Annotated in this window: 14 protein-coding genes; 5 read left to right on the top strand and 9 right to left on the bottom strand. The window is 51.5% G+C overall.

Translation table 11 applies throughout. The annotated features are described in order from the left end of the window. Positions 1-2 precede the first annotated feature (2 nt). From AC0YOB_RS33655 to AC0YOB_RS33680, 6 genes are all read right to left on the bottom strand, one after another. On the bottom strand, positions 3-299 hold the full coding sequence (locus tag AC0YOB_RS33655; RefSeq protein WP_475796500.1) for a M20/M25/M40 family metallo-hydrolase: 297 nt from the start codon (positions 297-299) through the stop codon (positions 3-5). A gap of 64 nt (positions 300-363) precedes the next feature. Beyond that, positions 364-1,728, bottom strand: coding sequence for an alpha-L-fucosidase (locus AC0YOB_RS33660; protein ID WP_475796501.1), 1,365 nt, complete (start codon positions 1,726-1,728; stop codon positions 364-366). Positions 1,729-1,954: 226 nt separating this feature from the next. Then, the gene (locus AC0YOB_RS33665) at positions 1,955-3,646 is read right to left on the bottom strand and encodes an ABC transporter substrate-binding protein (RefSeq protein WP_475796502.1); all 1,692 of its coding nucleotides are present in this window, start codon (positions 3,644-3,646) and stop codon (positions 1,955-1,957) included. A gap of 14 nt (positions 3,647-3,660) precedes the next feature. Then, positions 3,661-4,560, bottom strand: coding sequence for a carbohydrate ABC transporter permease (locus tag AC0YOB_RS33670; protein WP_475796503.1), 900 nt, complete (start codon positions 4,558-4,560; stop codon positions 3,661-3,663). Positions 4,561-4,572: 12 nt separating this feature from the next. Continuing rightward, positions 4,573-5,511 (bottom strand): ABC transporter permease, encoded by a 939-nt coding sequence (locus AC0YOB_RS33675; RefSeq protein ID WP_475796564.1) that lies wholly within the window; start codon positions 5,509-5,511, stop codon positions 4,573-4,575. 540 nt (positions 5,512-6,051) lie between these two features. Next, a complete protein-coding gene (locus AC0YOB_RS33680; protein ID WP_475796504.1) occupies positions 6,052-8,379 on the bottom strand; it encodes a helix-turn-helix domain-containing protein in 2,328 nt (775 codons plus the stop codon). A gap of 262 nt (positions 8,380-8,641) precedes the next feature. On the opposite strand from AC0YOB_RS33680, the gene AC0YOB_RS33685 reads away from it, so the two are divergent. The 3 genes from AC0YOB_RS33685 to AC0YOB_RS33695 are packed head-to-tail and all read left to right on the top strand — an operon-like array spanning position 8,642 to position 9,887. Beyond that, positions 8,642-9,241 (top strand): TetR/AcrR family transcriptional regulator, encoded by a 600-nt coding sequence (locus tag AC0YOB_RS33685; RefSeq protein ID WP_475796505.1) that lies wholly within the window; start codon positions 8,642-8,644, stop codon positions 9,239-9,241. Continuing rightward, positions 9,238-9,576, top strand: coding sequence for a DMT family transporter (locus AC0YOB_RS33690; protein WP_475796506.1), 339 nt, complete (start codon positions 9,238-9,240; stop codon positions 9,574-9,576). The genes AC0YOB_RS33685 and AC0YOB_RS33690 overlap by 4 nt, the downstream gene beginning before the upstream one ends. Further along, positions 9,576-9,887 (top strand): DMT family transporter, encoded by a 312-nt coding sequence (locus tag AC0YOB_RS33695; protein ID WP_475768832.1) that lies wholly within the window; start codon positions 9,576-9,578, stop codon positions 9,885-9,887. The genes AC0YOB_RS33690 and AC0YOB_RS33695 overlap by 1 nt, the downstream gene beginning before the upstream one ends. Positions 9,888-10,101: 214 nt before the next feature. Here AC0YOB_RS33695 and AC0YOB_RS33700 read toward each other — a convergent pair whose 3' ends face one another. Both AC0YOB_RS33700 and AC0YOB_RS33705 read right to left on the bottom strand, forming a co-directional pair. Then, positions 10,102-11,586, bottom strand: coding sequence for a DHA2 family efflux MFS transporter permease subunit (locus AC0YOB_RS33700; RefSeq protein ID WP_475796565.1), 1,485 nt, complete (start codon positions 11,584-11,586; stop codon positions 10,102-10,104). Positions 11,587-11,687: 101 nt separating this feature from the next. After that, positions 11,688-12,281, bottom strand: coding sequence for a TetR/AcrR family transcriptional regulator (locus tag AC0YOB_RS33705; RefSeq protein ID WP_475796507.1), 594 nt, complete (start codon positions 12,279-12,281; stop codon positions 11,688-11,690). Between the two features lie 192 nt (positions 12,282-12,473). Here AC0YOB_RS33705 and AC0YOB_RS33710 point away from each other — a divergent pair, with 192 nt between their 5' ends. Both AC0YOB_RS33710 and AC0YOB_RS33715 read left to right on the top strand, forming a co-directional pair. Next, a complete protein-coding gene (locus tag AC0YOB_RS33710) occupies positions 12,474-13,322 on the top strand; it encodes an AraC family transcriptional regulator (RefSeq protein ID WP_475796508.1) in 849 nt (282 codons plus the stop codon). A 115-nt stretch (positions 13,323-13,437) separates the two neighbouring features. Continuing rightward, entirely contained in the window at positions 13,438-14,271 is an 834-nt protein-coding gene (locus tag AC0YOB_RS33715) for a phytanoyl-CoA dioxygenase family protein (RefSeq protein WP_475796509.1), read from the top strand. 441 nt (positions 14,272-14,712) lie between these two features. Here AC0YOB_RS33715 and AC0YOB_RS33720 read toward each other — a convergent pair whose 3' ends face one another. Next, entirely contained in the window at positions 14,713-15,873 is a 1,161-nt protein-coding gene (locus AC0YOB_RS33720; RefSeq protein ID WP_475796510.1) for a trans-sulfuration enzyme family protein, read from the bottom strand. Between the last annotated feature and the right edge of the window lie 10 nt (positions 15,874-15,883).

Below are 15,883 nucleotides of genomic sequence, written 5' to 3' on the forward strand. Positions count from 1 at the left end.
GCCTATTCCCTCCTGAAATTCATCACAGTATCCGCCAAAATAGCCGCTGCGAGAGCGACCTCATCGATATCCACCCATTCATCGCGGGTATGGGCATGCGCAAGGTCGTCAGGGCCGAATACAACAGAGGGCACGCCCGCGCGGACCAGCTTGCTGGCATCGGAACCGTAAGAGGCCACGATAGTCTTCTTGCGCCCTGCTTGCCTTACTGCCTCCTGAAGACTGATGACAAACGGTTCATCCGGCGATCCCTCCATCGCGAAATCGACCACAAGCGGATCGCCTGCCATCAGTTTCATCTCTGGAACACGCGCTCCCAGTCCAGCAGCTCTTCTTCTTACGTGTTCCCGACTCTCCCTTCCTTTACCGCTCTTTGCCATCCGCATACACCGATGTGCCTCTTGTCAGCGCCCATTCCGCTGTGCGGGCCGGATCGCCTTCCCAGAGCCTTTCTTTACCCCATTGGTTAGCCTCCGGCTCCCCTTCGCATTCGATGCGGATGACCGGGAACAGCCTGGTCGGACGTTCGACGGGAAGACCCTCGATCCAGAGCACATCACCCTCTTGTCTGAATGCCAGTTCCTGCCCGGTTGTGAGCAGCGTGACCGATCTGACCGGAGTGGTCAGATCGGCAAGCCGCATTTGCGGTCTTCCATCCCAGAAACGGATAATCAGATACAGATTATTTCCGCGCGTCGTTTGGCGGCCGCGTGTGATAAATTCCGTTACGGAACCGCCATCGGAGCCGTATACCGCTTCACCATGCACCTCAAGCCAACGGCCGATCTCAAGCGCTCGCTGAACGAACTCAGGAGGAAACTGCCCGTCCTGCATCGGACCCACATTCAGCAGCAGATTGCCGCCGTTGTCCCCGCCTTTCTCTGCACATTCGCAGAGCATATCCAGCAGGTAGTCGGCCGGACGCCATCGCTCCCCGATCGTATAGCTCCACAGGCGCCAGGTGGTCACCTGATTGGATTCCCACAGACGCCGTTTATCCGGAATAATGAGATGCTCCGGCGTTCCGAAATCCCCCAGCGTATCCGAATCGCCCGCTCCTGCGCCGCCGTCGGCCCGGAACGCGTCATGACTGGCGGAATAACCAAGCCGGTTATTAATCAAAATATGAGGCTGCAGCCTGCGCATGCTTTCTACAAGCTCAACGCTCTTCAGGTCATCCGCATTGCGGGGCCACACCCCGTCGAAGAAGAAATGGTCGATTTGTCCATAATTCGCGAGCAGCTCCTTCACCTGATTGTGAAGATAATCGCGTACCTGGTCCCATCCGCCCGGGTCCTTCTTCGGACCGTCAAAATAAGCAGGCAGCCTCCAGTCAATCCAGGAATAATAGAGTCCGACACGCAGCCCTTCCGCCCGGAAAGCATCAACAAATTCCCTGACAAAATCGCGTTTCGGCGCCTGCTTCGCACTGGAGTAATCGGTATAGGCACTGTCCCACAAGCAGTACCCGTCATGATGCCGGGTAGTCAGACAGGCGTATTTGAAGCCCGCCTTCCTGGCGGTTGCGGCCCACAGCTTGGGATCAAAATGCTCCGGATTCCAGCTGCATGCACGCTCAGCATACTCCGTATGATCCAGATGTTCCCGGAACAGCACCTGCTCCCCTCGGCCATATTGGACGTAAGGTCCCCAATGGATAAACATTCCATATCTGCTTTCTGTAAACCATTTCCAATAATCAGGTATTGTATAAGCATCATAAGACATTTTGTAAATTCCTTCCTTCTTGTCCGGATTATGAACCCAATAAACAGGGTGCTGCGCACCCTCCCCTGTTTTAGAAGGTATGAGCCGCGCAGCGCTAGGTTTATCCGATTTATTAAGAGAACTCTTCCTCAAAATTTCACAGCTGAAAAATAGGCAGCGAAGCGGGCGGAATCGATATGGAGAAACGTTAGTGGTCGCCTTTGTCCCCGGCCCTTTCACCCGCACTCTATGAAGCAGCCTGTTTGTTGGAATCGTAGGCTTCCTGATAGACTTCCAGGTAACGCTGCAGATTCATGCTGTCGAGCGTGGATATATATTTATCCCACTGTTCATCAACATCCGCATTGCCTGTAATAAACCGGGCCTCCATCTCACTCACATAGTCGTATAACGTCTTGGTCAGATCGGCAATCTCTTCGGTTTGATCCGTTGTGAAGAAGAGAGCCGGCAGCACCATCTTGGCATCGACACGGTAAGGCTCGTACTTTTCTTTGGTTTCCTTGTACAGCATCGGGTCCAGCGGATTCTCGGGGTCGGCTACTGCTCCGAGGCGCAGAGAATTCGGACGGTAATTCGGACCGGTTTGCGACCAGTTTTTATTTTGCGTGACGCCAAAGCTCGACATATCCTTGTATACCGCCTGCTCGCCGTTCAGACCGATTTCTCCGTCCTTGGCCCATCTCCAGTCTACATCGGGTTCGCCGATATCCAGGCGAAGCGTCATCTCGCGGTCATAGAGGGCATCCGCCAGACGGAACGCCGCTTCAGGATTTTTGCAGGCCGACGTGATCACGAATGCGCCGCCCGCTATCTGGTAGGGATCATACTGCGTAAGCTGTACGCCTTCAGGTCCTTTGAGCGGCGGTACGGCTACATAATCCAGCCATCTTCCGCTTGCGCCGTTCAACTGCGTCACTGCGCTCATATTAGGGCCGGAAGCGGCGCCGAGAATAACCGTATCCGGGTTCTCGCCCAGCTGCACCAGCTGGGTGGCATCCTGCGTCAGAGCCTGCGGGTCCATCAACCCGTCCGCGTACAGCTTATGCAGATATTTCATTCCTTCCTTCCAGCCATCTTTATTGTAAGGAACGTCAATCTTATCTTCGTCATTGATATAGATTCGTGAATAAGGTGCATACGTGAACGAATTCATCAGGAAGTGTTCCACGCCGGTCGTTAATGTAGACGACTGGTTGGGGAGCGGCGCTCCCGAGAATGGAATCTCATCGGCAAGGCCGTTTCCGTTTGGATCCTGCGTCTTGAAGGCCTTGAGCACATTATAGAATTCTTCGGTGGTCGTCGGCATCTTCAGATTCAGCTTGTCGAGCCAAGGCTGATAGATCCACATTTTTTGCCGCATGGAGCAATGATAGCATTCGTTTGGAGCAGGCAAAGCGTAGATTTTGCCGTCCGTTGTCGTAATTGCGCCTTCGACAAGCGGACTTTCCGCGAACATTTTTTTTGTATTTACCCCGTATTTTTCAATGTAATCGTTGAGCGGAAGGAAAACCTCCTGCTGGCCGTACAGCACCTGCTGCTCATTGGTGACACCCATGCTCATAAGAACATCCGGCAAATCGCCGCTGGCGAGCGTCAGATTCAGCTTCTCGGAGACTGAGCTTGCGGGAACGACTTCCCACTCTATATGAATGTTTGTTTTCTCTTCCAGATATTTGGTGAATTCGTTGGTGGCAAAATCCTCAACAGATGCATTGGCGCCGGTCATGATGCGAAGGGTTATTTTCTCATTAGTGATCGGAAACTGATCTGCAGCCGATACGGCAGAGTTGCTTGCCCCGCTGCTATTGCCGCTATTGTCAGAACCGCTGCTGTTGTTGCCGGAATTGCTGCAAGCGCCAAGAATATTTGCCATGATGGTCATGCATAATGCCATGCCAAGGATTGTTTTCTTCTTCAAGCCATTCGCCCCCATTATCCTTTTAATGAACCAACCATAACGCCTTTGACAAAATACTTTTGCACAAATGGATAAATTACAAGCAGTGGAACCGAGGAAATGACAATCAGCGAATATTTGAGCAGCACACGCATCGCTTCCCGGCGCGCCGCATCCTCGGGATCTCCGGACAGCATGCCCGTATCGACATCATTGCCGATCAGGATGTCCTTGAGCACCAGCTGCAGAGGATAAAGCGATTGATGCTTCAAATAAATCATCGCATTAAAGTACTGGTTCCAATTGGCAGCCGCATAATATAAGGCAATAACGGCAATGATGGGACCGGAAATCCGCAGGACGATCTTCCAGACGAATTTAAAATCACTGCAGCCATCCAATTGGGCGGCCTCCAGCAGCTCATTGGGAACCGTCATTTGAAAATAGGTCCTCGTGATGATGACATTCCATACCGACATGGCGCTCGGGATAATCATCGCCCAGATCGAATCCAGCATGCCAAGCTGCTTAACCACCAGATAGGTTGGAATCAGCCCCCCTGTAAACATGGTTGTGAACATAAACAGGATCATGAACATATTTTTGCCGTAAAAATCCTTGCGCGATAAAGGATAGGCTGCGAGTATGGTGACAAACACGTTCACCAGCGTCCCGATTACGGTATAGATTAATGAATTCCACAGACCTGTCCATACCTGACTGTACTGCGCAACAGCGGCATAACCGTCCAGCGTCGGCCTGACAGGCCACAGCCACACCTCGCCGGAGATGACCGCTGATGAATCGCTGAACGAAGCGCTGACGATAAAGAGCAGCGGATACAAAATAACGAGAAACAACAGAGTCAGCACGGTATAGTTTACGATCGTAAACCATTTGTCTTGAGCAGACTCATGACGAAATGAATGATTCACATGATCGCTCCTTTACCATAGACTGGTCTGCTTTGTTTTTTGCGCAATTTTATTCACGGTCAATAACAGAATTAAATTGATAATCGACTTAAACAATCCGATGGCCGTTGAGTAGGAATAGTTCGCCACCTGTGAGGACAACCCGACCTTATACACATAGGTATCGATAATTTCGGCTGCGGTCAGGTTAACGGGATTCTGCAGGAGCAGCACCTTCTCGAAGCCGACATCGAGCACATGCCCGGTGTTCAGAATCAACAGGATGATGGCAATCGGCATAATGCCCGGCAAATCGACATGCCACATCCGCTTCAATTTGGTGGCGCCATCCACGACCGCCGCTTCATGCTGCGCAGGATCAATGCCGGATAACGCTGCCAGAAAGATGATGCAGTTGAAACCGATATGCTGCCAGATATCGGACCAGACGAAGATCGATTTGAACATGTTGGCCTCGCCCATAAAATTTATGGCCGGAAATCCCAGGGCGGTGATGAATTTGTTCACGATTCCGGTCCGCGGATCAAGCAGCTCCTTGATGATCCCGACCATGACGACGATGGATACAAAATGAGGCGCATAGGTGACCATCTGAATCGTTTTCTTGTATAATCCGCCACGGATATAGTTGAGGCAGAGCGCAAGAAGAATGGGGAAGGGAAAGCTCGCTATCAGATTGTAAAAGCTGAGCAGCAGCGTGTTCTTCAGGATGCGCCAGAAATCATAGGAATGGATAAAACGGTCAAAATGCTTCAACCCCACCCAATCGCTTCCCCATATTCCTTTGACGACCGAATAATTTTTGAAGGCAATTTGCGCCCCGTACATCGGTACGTATTTGAATATAATCAGATAGAGGAAAGGGATGGCCATCAGCACATATAACTGCCAGCTGTGCAGCAGCTTTTTACGGATGGATCGATTTGATATCTTCTTCGCGGGTACTGCCATGGCATATTTATTTACGGATAAACTCACTCATTCTCACCTCACACATACAGGATGTCGCAACCGGCTGCCGCAATGCTTCATGATGGATAGAGGCTTTCTTGCGCATGGTTGCTGCTCATCAGCCCTTATCGAGCCTTTCAGGTTTTCTCTTATGCGGCCACCGCCTTGTAATGAGTTACTCGGCCTCGCGCTGTGCAGGAAGTGTGACGGCCTGAGATGAGCATAAGCAGACGGCTGATTATAGTAAATTGGAACTCCTCTTGCCCCTATGCATCTGTTAAGAAAAGCAGCGTGCAGTTGTTATTCCCATGTGCATTTGTTAAGAAAAGGCCGAATCTTCCTTGATTCCGTTGACATTTGCTGCTTGGAGAACGGACCTTGCTCTTGGCGACTCTAGAGGCAAATCAGCTGCTTTCCACTGGGATACCGGCAGAGGAGGACTGAGGGTGAAACCTATCCCTTGAGATTCTTAAAAAAGACAAAACCCCCGGAAAGTAAGCCTCAGCTTAATAATTCCCGGGGGTTCTATGGAATGAAAGGCTACGATACCGATGTCTTGGCTGAGAGCTCCGTATCCCGATACGTCGTCGCACTGACGCCGGTCCCGCGTTTGAACGCCCGGCTGAACGTATTGGATGAATGATAGCCGACCTGAAGAGCGATTTCCCCGATTGCCAGACTGGTTTGCGTCAGCAGACCCTTGGCCTGCTCCATACGCAGTCCCTCCAGGTACTCCGAGAAATTCGTACCGGTCTGCTCTTTGAAAAATTGAGATAAATACACCTTGGAGGTGTTCATCTGATCCGCCACGCTGTCCAGGTTGAGGTTGGGCTCGCTGTACCGCTGGCCAAGCAGCTCAATAATGGAGTCGATCAGACGCACGTTGCGGCTTTTCTTCTTCCGGTCAATCTCCTGGCAGATGCCCTTGAATCTGTCCATCACCAGCGGGTAGACCAGAGCTGGCTTATCCGAGGCATACAGCTGCTGGAACAGCAGCTTCACATCCCCCTGATTATGGAGCATCAGTTGGTCCTGCACCTTCACCAGACTGCCGAGAATTTCGCACAGAAACAGCTGCTGCATGGCGAACGACAGATGCCTGTCCTGAAAGTTTTCCCGGTGCAGCATAGAAAGGAGCTTGTCCACCTCCGTCATCTCGCCGGCCTTCACATAATTGATAAGACGGGTCTCGACCTCGCTCGGGAAATAGAAGCTGCTGCTTTCATTTGGCAGCTCATCATACCAGACAAGCCCTTCCGATTGTTCCCAATTGGTATAGTAAAGCGATTGCCTGGCTTCCTCATAGGAGCTTGACATATCCATCAGAGAGTCGCAGAAGCTGCCCACTGCAACTGCCGGCGTAATCGGCAGCTGCGCGCGGACATCTTTTTGAACAAGCAGCATAATGCCCTCGATGACGGATTTGAACGACTCCCCCTCCTCCACGGGATTCACGAACAGCACAGCAATCTTGTCCTCCGCCACATCATGCAAATACCCGTATTTGCCCAGCCGGTTTCTGAGGATTTCCTTGATAATAACCCTGCTGACATCCAGCTTGTGCAGGAGATCCGCATTCAAGTCGGTTTCCATCCCGGGGAAATGAACGACCCCAATGGCATAGCCATGGCCGCTGATCTCCATCCGCTGATGCCGCAGCAGCGAATTGATTTCATTCATGGTCAGAAACTCGCCCTTGAGCAGACGTTCAAAGAACGTCTCCCATAATAAAGGAGCCTGCTTCTCGATTTCCCCCTGCAGCTCCAGATTATTGTCGATCAGCCGGGAGACGGAATGCTGGATAAAGCCGTACATATCGCCGGGGCGGCTGTTCTCTGCGCTGAACCGGTCGGTAATCGTCTTGATGATCCCAAGCAGCGGTCTGCTGCTGCGGTACGCAAACAGGTAAGCCAGGAGCAGGCCGGCAAACAGGAAAGCAAAGACGATGGCGAAGGTGATGTTTTTGATATACAGTACCTTCTGCAGCACGACATGAGGCGGCTGCGCGACAACATAGGACCAGTCATTGTAGGTTGAATTCGTATAGGTGATCAGCATATCGTCCGTTTTGCCGGATGCATTGATTATGCCCTTGGACAGCTTATAGTCGATGGTATCCGTCTTGGGCTTCTTCCCGTCGGCGGAGACGAAGCTGATAACCTGACCTTCATTATTGACGATGGATGCCCACCCGCCGTCGGACAAATTAAGTCCGCTAAGCAGAGACTGCACCTCGCGGTTATCCACCAGAATCTCCAATGCGCCCTGGATATGTCCAGGGTAGCCCAGACTTTGCACATAAGTCAGCATGGAATAGGATTTCCCCTGATAGGTGACATCTTCCGCGGGCAGAAAAGTCTGCGCATGAAAATTGCCGAACATCTCGCTGCGCCAGGAATCATAATTCTTATCCGCATAGGTCAAGGTGCTGCGGTAAAATCGGGACAGCTCATAGCTGGTTTTGGAGGACAAGGCCAGATTGCTGTTTTTGAATAACAGAAAATAATCCAACACAAAATTATTGGATACATTGTAGCTATATAATCTCTTCTGCGTCTCCAGCACCTTATAGGTGTTGGTGCCGCTGAAAGGATCGGTCACGCGTTGGAAACCTTTCACCTGAGGATCACTAAGCACCTGCATGGCGATCGTGTTGATCTCCGACAAACGGCGGTCCATGGTGTCTTTCACCTGATCCAGCAGCTCCAGATTGTTTCGCGTCACTTCCTTCTTCATCGCATCATAGGTTTTATTATACAGAACAAGCCCCAGCAGCAATGCCAGCAGCATGAATAATAAATAAGGAATCAGCAAGCGGACAAATAATCGATGGCGTGTCAAGCTTCCACGAATAGGAAATCGCCTCATGACTCTCCCTCCTATGTTCATGGTTGAACGAAGAATTTGTAATGGTTCCCTTTATTAACCTAATCAAAACCTCATGTTAGAAATCATAACATCGAATTCCAGTTACCACAAGATTAGTAGAATGGAGGCATTTCTTGTCGAATGTACTTTCGTTCTGTACAAAAGATTATCATTAAAGCGCTTTCGTTGTAAAGAAGGCGCCTGTTGACAACAAAAAAGAGTTGTGAGAATATTACCTAACGACCGTTAGGAAGGTGAATTTATGAGCAAGCTCAATATTCAGAGGGTTGCGCTCTCCCATTTTGCCCGGAGCGGCTATGAGGGAGCCTCCCTGAGCCAGATTGCCGATGAGGTTGGCATCAAGAAGCCTTCTATTTATGCGCACTATAAAGGTAAGGACGACTTGTTCCTGCATGTTGTGCGGGATGTTTTTCATACCGTGCAGCGCCGGATACTGGAATATTTCCAGGCCCGGAGCGGTGAGCCTGTGGAAGACATTTTGAATGGATTGTTTGGATGGATCCGACAGGAGTACGAGCAGGATGACGCCGCCAGGTGCTTGCTGCGCATGGTATATTTCCCTCCGGACAAGCTGTATCAAGAGATTGCGGATATCGCCAATCCGTTCATTGACGGCATGCAGCGCAAATTGATTTCCTACTTGAGGCAGTCCCATCAAGCCGGCACATTCCTGTGCACGGATTATGAAGAAGCCGCGGTTGCTTATATAACGCTTGTGGACGGAGCGATCATCGAATTGATATATGGCGGGCCCGAGCGTTACGGCAAGCGTGTGCAGGCAGCGTGGCTCATTTATTGGCGGGGAGTAACTTCCCAAACCGGAAGGGATTTGACACCATGAATCGGTATTGGATCTATGTGATTTTCGCCGGTCTGCTTGAGGTGGTATGGGTCTCCGGCCTCAAATTTTCCGATTCTCCTCTGGAATGGATCGGTACCGGCGCGATCATCGTGATCAGCTTTGCCGCCATTATTGTATCCAGCAGCAAGCTGCCGGTAGGGACGGTCTATGCTGTCTTCACCGGCCTTGGGACGGGCGGATCGGTAATCGTGGAGATCCTGCTGTTCCATGAACCTTTTAAATTATCAAAAATCATTCTCGTCGCGATCCTGCTGGGCGGAGTCATCGGTCTGAAATTCGTCACCGGCGACAATCCGAAGAGGGAGGCTGCATAATGGCCTGGGCTGCAATTATTTTGGCCGGGTTTCTGGAAATCTTCGGTGTGATCAATATCAAACGCCTCACGATGAAAAAGTGGGACGCTGCTCTTTATCTGTTTTTGTTATTCGGCTGCAGTCTGTATCTGATGTCCTTTGCGATGAAAACTCTGCCGATGGGTACGGCTTATGCCGTCTGGACAGGACTCGGCACCGTATGCGCCACTCTGCTTGGCATGTTCAAGTACGGCGAAACCAAGGAATGGCGCCGGCTGCTCTTTATCGCCATGATTATAGGTTCGACTGTCGGTTTGAAGCTGGTTTCCTGAAGAGCTTGCCTGTCGTATAAAGCTTGATCGAACAAGAAGAAACGGTCTGTCGCCGTCCTTTTGGCGGCGCGGTTAGTTTCTTCCCGCAGAGATATGAGCAAAGTAAGGTGGAATTTTACACTTTCTGATGAATTAAAAAATACGGCTCGCCCGTAAGCGAACCGCATAAATGAGAATAATTAATTCCCGGGAAATAAAATTAAAATGCCTTGGCTTATGCGCTGCGTGTCTCTTTCTTCACATTCACCGTTTGGCTTTCCTTTTGTATATTTACACGTCTGATAAATAATGCAATGACAAGTCCGATAATCGCTACAACCATGGCGAATATAAAGGCATTTTGTATGCCGGCAGTCAACGCTCCCAGAGCTGCAGCCGGTTCAGAGGGATCCGCCGCCGACTCCATGAATTTCTTTTGGCCCGCCGTCATGATGCTGACCGCCAGCGCCGTGCCGATTGCACCGGCAACCTGCTGCAGGGTGTTCATGATCGCCGTTCCATCCGGATAGAACTCGCGGGGCAGCTGATTGAGACCGTTGGTCTGGGCAGGCATGAATACCATCGCGACACCGATCATCAGACAGGAATGCAGCACGATGATCAGTGCCGTTGTAGATGCCGCTGTAATTCCCGCGAAGAACCAGAGCACGACTGCGAGGATAATAAGTCCGGGAATGACCAGCCATCTCGGGCCGTATTTGTCGAACAAATGCCCCATGACCGGCGACAATGCACCGTTAATAATTCCTCCCGGCAGCAGGATCAAGCCGGCCGTTAAAGCGGACATGGACATTCCTGTCTGCAAATACATCGGAAGAATCAGCATGGAGGACAGAATCACCATCATGCAGATAAATACCATCAATACCCCGACAACAAACATCGGATATTTGAACGCACGGAGGTTGATCATCGGCTGCTTCATCGAGAACTGACGAAGTGAAAACAGCAGCAGCGCCACAATTCCGATCGCCATCGCAACGATGACCTTGGTGCTGCCCCAGCCTCCTTCACCCTCACCCGCGCTGCTGAAGCCGAACACGATACCGCCGAAGCCAAGCGTCGAGAACAGGATCGATGTAATATCAAATCTGGGCTTGGTGATCGTCGACACATTCTGCATATACAAAATACCGAAGGCAAGCGCGATCAGCAGAAACGGAAGCGACAGCCAGAAAATCCAATGCCAGCTCAGGTTCTCGATCAGCAGTCCGGCAAATGTCGGGCCGATCGCAGGAGCGAACATAATTACTAGGCCGATAATGCCCATCGCCGCTCCCCTTTTCTCAACAGGGAAAATAATAAGGATCGTATTAAACATCAAGGGGAGCAATAAACCTGTTCCAATCGCCTGCAGAACCCTTGCAACCATCAGTATTTCAAAAGAGCCTGAAAGCGCCGCAACCAGCGTCCCCAGAATGGAGAACAGAAGCGATGCCACAAACAGCTGCCTTGTGGTGAACCACTGCAGAAGCAGGCCTGAAACGGGAACGAGAATTCCCAATGTGAGCAAATATCCTGTCGTCAGCCATTGGACGGTTGCCGGCGTAATATTGAGCACCTGCATCAAATCGCTGAGGGCGACATTAAGCGCCGTTTCACTGAACAATCCGATAAATCCGCTGAGCAGCAGGGAAACCATAATCGGGATAACTTTAAACGTTTGACCGGGGTCGATCTTTGTTGAACCTGTCGGCATGCTTGCTTCCATGTTTTCTCATTCTCCCATTCATATCTATCTCTATGTTTTTATTGTTTGTTTCTTTGATGCCAAAGCTGCCTCCAAGGTCTGCAGCAGATTCATTCCGAAGTCCGCTGTGCGCATTTGTGAACGATAAACGGGATGTACCTGGAAGCTGTAAGGAGCGGCGTTTTATCCTTATTCGTCTGTGCCAGTATTAATGCTCCTTCAACCAGGGAAACGATCACCGTTGCCGTCTCCGCCGCGCTGCCCCGCTCGATGCCGGACTGTGCCAGATGCTCTGCAATAACCGACTGCCACTGCGTTAATGCATCCTGGCAGGCAGCCCTCAGTTTATCGCTTATGGAGGAGGTTTCCACCGATACCCAGAAGCTGAACGGCATAAATTCTTCGAAATTCGTCGCTTCCGCTTCATCGGCTATTTCCAGGACAAAGGCCTGGATCGCCTCTGCCGGCCCCTCATTTGCCGCAAAATAATCTCTCCATTTTTGGACGACAAACTCCTTTACCGAAGCAATGCACTGCAGGGCAAGCTCTTCCTTGCCGGCAGGAAAATAATAATACAATGAGCCCTTGGGACATTCACTCTCCTTAATGATTTGATTTAAACCCGTTGCATGATAGCCTTGTGTAAAAAACAGCTTGGATGCCGTCTCCAAAATGCCCTCACGCGAGTTTTGTTTGCTTGTCATCGGCTAACCTCCAGAATTATAGCGAACGGTCTATTTAATTTAACCGTGCATCGATGAAGATGTCAACCTTTTTTCATGGGCTTCCTATAGTGCCAGACGGTGAATGATCGGCTATACTTCAGTTATACGATAAGTCGGATTTTTAACGATCGATCAAGCTTGGCCCTCTTTCCGGAGAAAGGATGAACGATATTGGAGCAGGACGAGGTTCGGGAGGAACTGCCTTTCCGTTCGCTTTTCGAAAGTCTGACCTATATTGGAATAGTCTCCCGCCAGTCCTGGGATGTCGAGAAGCATGAGCATGATCATTTTGAGCTCTGTTATGTAGACGAGGGCGAAGGCTGGTTCGCCATTGACCAGTTCCTGTATGAGGTGGAAGCCGGCGATTTGTTTCTGACCAAGCCCGGGGAACGCCATCAGGGAGCGGCGAGCGGCCGCATGCCCTACAGGCTTTATTATCTCGGCTTCCAGATCGACGGTCTCCGCTCGCTGGAGCTCGATTATATCGAGCTGGGCGTAAAACGGGTGGTCAAGGACACTTCCGATGCCGTGAAACGGATATGCGATCATATTTTTGATGAAATCAACGGCCAGCAGCTGCATGCCAATGTGATCGTGCAGGGTTATTTTCTGCAAATGCTCGTCTCCGTCATTCGCGCTTATCAAGGACACGGCTCCGGCGGTCATCATCCCAGAACCGTCACGCCTGCGGTTAAAACCGTGCTTTCCCATCTGCATGAATACGTCCGGTTCCATCACGATGTCCGCGAGCTGGCCGATAGGGTCCACTTGAGCAGAACCCATCTGGAACGGGAGTTCAAGCGCTGCATGGGAGTTCCGCTGGGGCATTACATCCGCTCGCTCTGTCTGGACCGCGCCAAATATTGGCTGGGGGAATCCAATGATTCCGTGACGGCCATCGCCGAGCGTCTGGAATTTGGCGGAATTCATCACTTCAGCCTTTTCTTCAAGCGCCTTACAGGCATTTCCCCCTTGGCCTATCGGCAGCAGGCGGCCAAACAGCCCAGGAAAAGTACATGAAATGAAATGACGAAAAACGTTAAATAGAAGGAGATATCCCGTAAAGACCCGACCCGGCAAAGCAGGTAAACTGTACCTGAGCAAGCCAATCCGCTTCGTAAAGGAGACAGCAATCATGAACGATACCCTTATTTTGCCGCAGGCCGAGGACCAACGCTTTTTTGATGAGAACGGTTACTGGATATCGCCTAAAATCATTGATGATGACAGACTGGAGCAGCTTCGGGCGCATATGGAGCTGGTCCACAACGGCATCTTCGAAACCGGACGCGCACCGCACCATGGCTATTGGAAGCCGGAGGATGGCAACGTCCTCCGGAAAACCGACAATTCCCACTGGGCTGATCCCGTACTCCGCGGTCTGGCAGCCGATCCGCTTATCGGCCATATAGCCGCGCTTCTGATGAAAACGGACGCCATTGCGCTGTGGCATGACCAGCTGCTCTACAAGCCGGGCCGTCCCCGGGATGGTCAGCGGCCATCCGCCAATGTCGGATGGCATCAGGACTACTCCTATTGGCGCGCAGCGGCTGAGCCGTCGCTCATTACCGCCTGGGTAGCCTTTGACGATGTGGATCTGTCCAACGGCTGCATGCAGGTCGTTCCCCGCAGCAACCGGTGGGGATTGGTCAATGTCAATGACTTCTTCGAACAAGACATGAAGAAGCAGCAGGAGCAGATCAATCTGCCGGAAGGGGAGCAATTCCGCACCGTTCCGCTGATCATGAAAGCCGGGCAGGTCAGCTTCCACCATGCGCTGACGATCCACGGCAGCGGCCCCAATACGACCGACAAGCCGCGCAGATCATTGGCAGTCCATCTGATGACAGGCGATACGCGTTACAAGGCAGGCACCAGAGGCGACAATCATATGAATGTGGCGCTCCTTGGCGGCCGGGACGGCGATTTGTTCGCCGGCGATCCATTCCCTGTTTTGTACAGGAGATAGGCCCCGCATTTTTTCGCATCGCGCGCCAGCTGCCAGCGTGCGTTGCGACAGAGGGTGACACCATTTAACCTTAACATACAAAATCCAAAGTCATTTCTTATCGATTGCTGTTTTGAACATTTGCGGTTAAGAAGAAACGGCTTCGCCGTCCTTTGGCGGCATCGTTAGTTTCTTCCCTCAAACCTTATAGAAATTTATAGGCGTGAAAACTTATAAATTCTATAAGGTCAAGAAGAAACGGCTTCGCTGTTCTTTGGAAGCGCTGCAGGTTTCTTCTATAAGAAATATAAGCAAAGTACGGAGGAATTGTATACTTTCTTCTATTTTAAGAAGAAACGGCTGTGGCCGTCCTTACGGATCTATCAACAATAAACAGCCATCCCGGGCTCCGCACGAGTCCGAAATGGCTGTTTATTTTTATGGTCCAGCTGCCTGGCCGCTTTACTGGAAACCGCATAAGCGAAAAGCTCTGCTCAAGTCGGCAATCAAATCTTCCGGATCCTCGAGTCCAATATACAGCCGCACAACCGGAACGCTCGCCCGCGGCGAACCGGATGCCGCCTGCTGTACGGTAACCAGACTTTCGTAGCCTCCCCAGCTGAAGCCGATGCGAAAATAGCGCAGCTCATCCGCAAAAGCCTTCAGCTTCTCTGCACAGTGGCCGCTCTCAAAAGAAAAAAGACTGCCGAAGCCCAACATCTGCTTTTGCGCGAGCTCAGCCTGGGGATGCCCGGGCAAAGCCGGATAATGCAGCTTATTGATAAAAGGAAGCGAAGCCAAATAAGCGGCAACGGCCGCTCCATTTGCCTGCTGCTTCTCCATCCGCAGCGGCAGCGTCCGCAGCCCCCGCATAATCAGAGACGCCGTCTGCGGATGCATGATTGAGCCAAGCAGCACCAATTCACTCCCGCTTATCCGGTCGATCCGCTCCCCGCTTCCGATCACCGCCCCGCCCATGGCATCGCTGTGTCCGCCTATATATTTGGTCAAGGAATGGACCACCAGATCGATTCCATATTGCAGCGGATTCTGAAAGCATGGCGTTGACCATGTATTATCGATCACGGTGGCTAATCCGTATTTCTCCGCCAGCCAGGCGCAGCCCTCCAGATCCTGAAGCTCAAACAACAAACTGGAGGGGCTTTCCAGATAAAGCAGCTTCGTATGGTTTCCAATAGCCCTTTCGACGGCCTCCAGACTCGCACCGTCCACGAAGGTTGTGCCAATGTTGAACCGCTTCAGATAATCGCCCATAAATACCTTTGCCGGCCCGTAAACCTGATCCACGCATACAATATGTTCGCCGGCACTGACAATCGAGAGGATGGCGGCCGTTATCGCCCCCATGCCCGATCCGAATGCCCGGGCCTTTTCCCCGCCTTCAAGCTCAGCCAGACGCTCCTCCAGCTCGACGACCGACGGATTATTCCCGCGGGAGTAGCTGTAATGCCCTGCCGGGTCGGCTCCTGCGCGGTCCATCTCGTCGTAGGAGGCGAACGTAAACAAGCTGGTATTATACACGGGGACATGTACAGCCCCGTGATGTCTTTCATCATGATCGTCGTGAGTAACCAGCGTTCGCAGCTTCCGCTTATCCGCCATGTTCTGCCCG

The organism is Paenibacillus sp. JT31N17 (genome assembly GCF_056269255.1).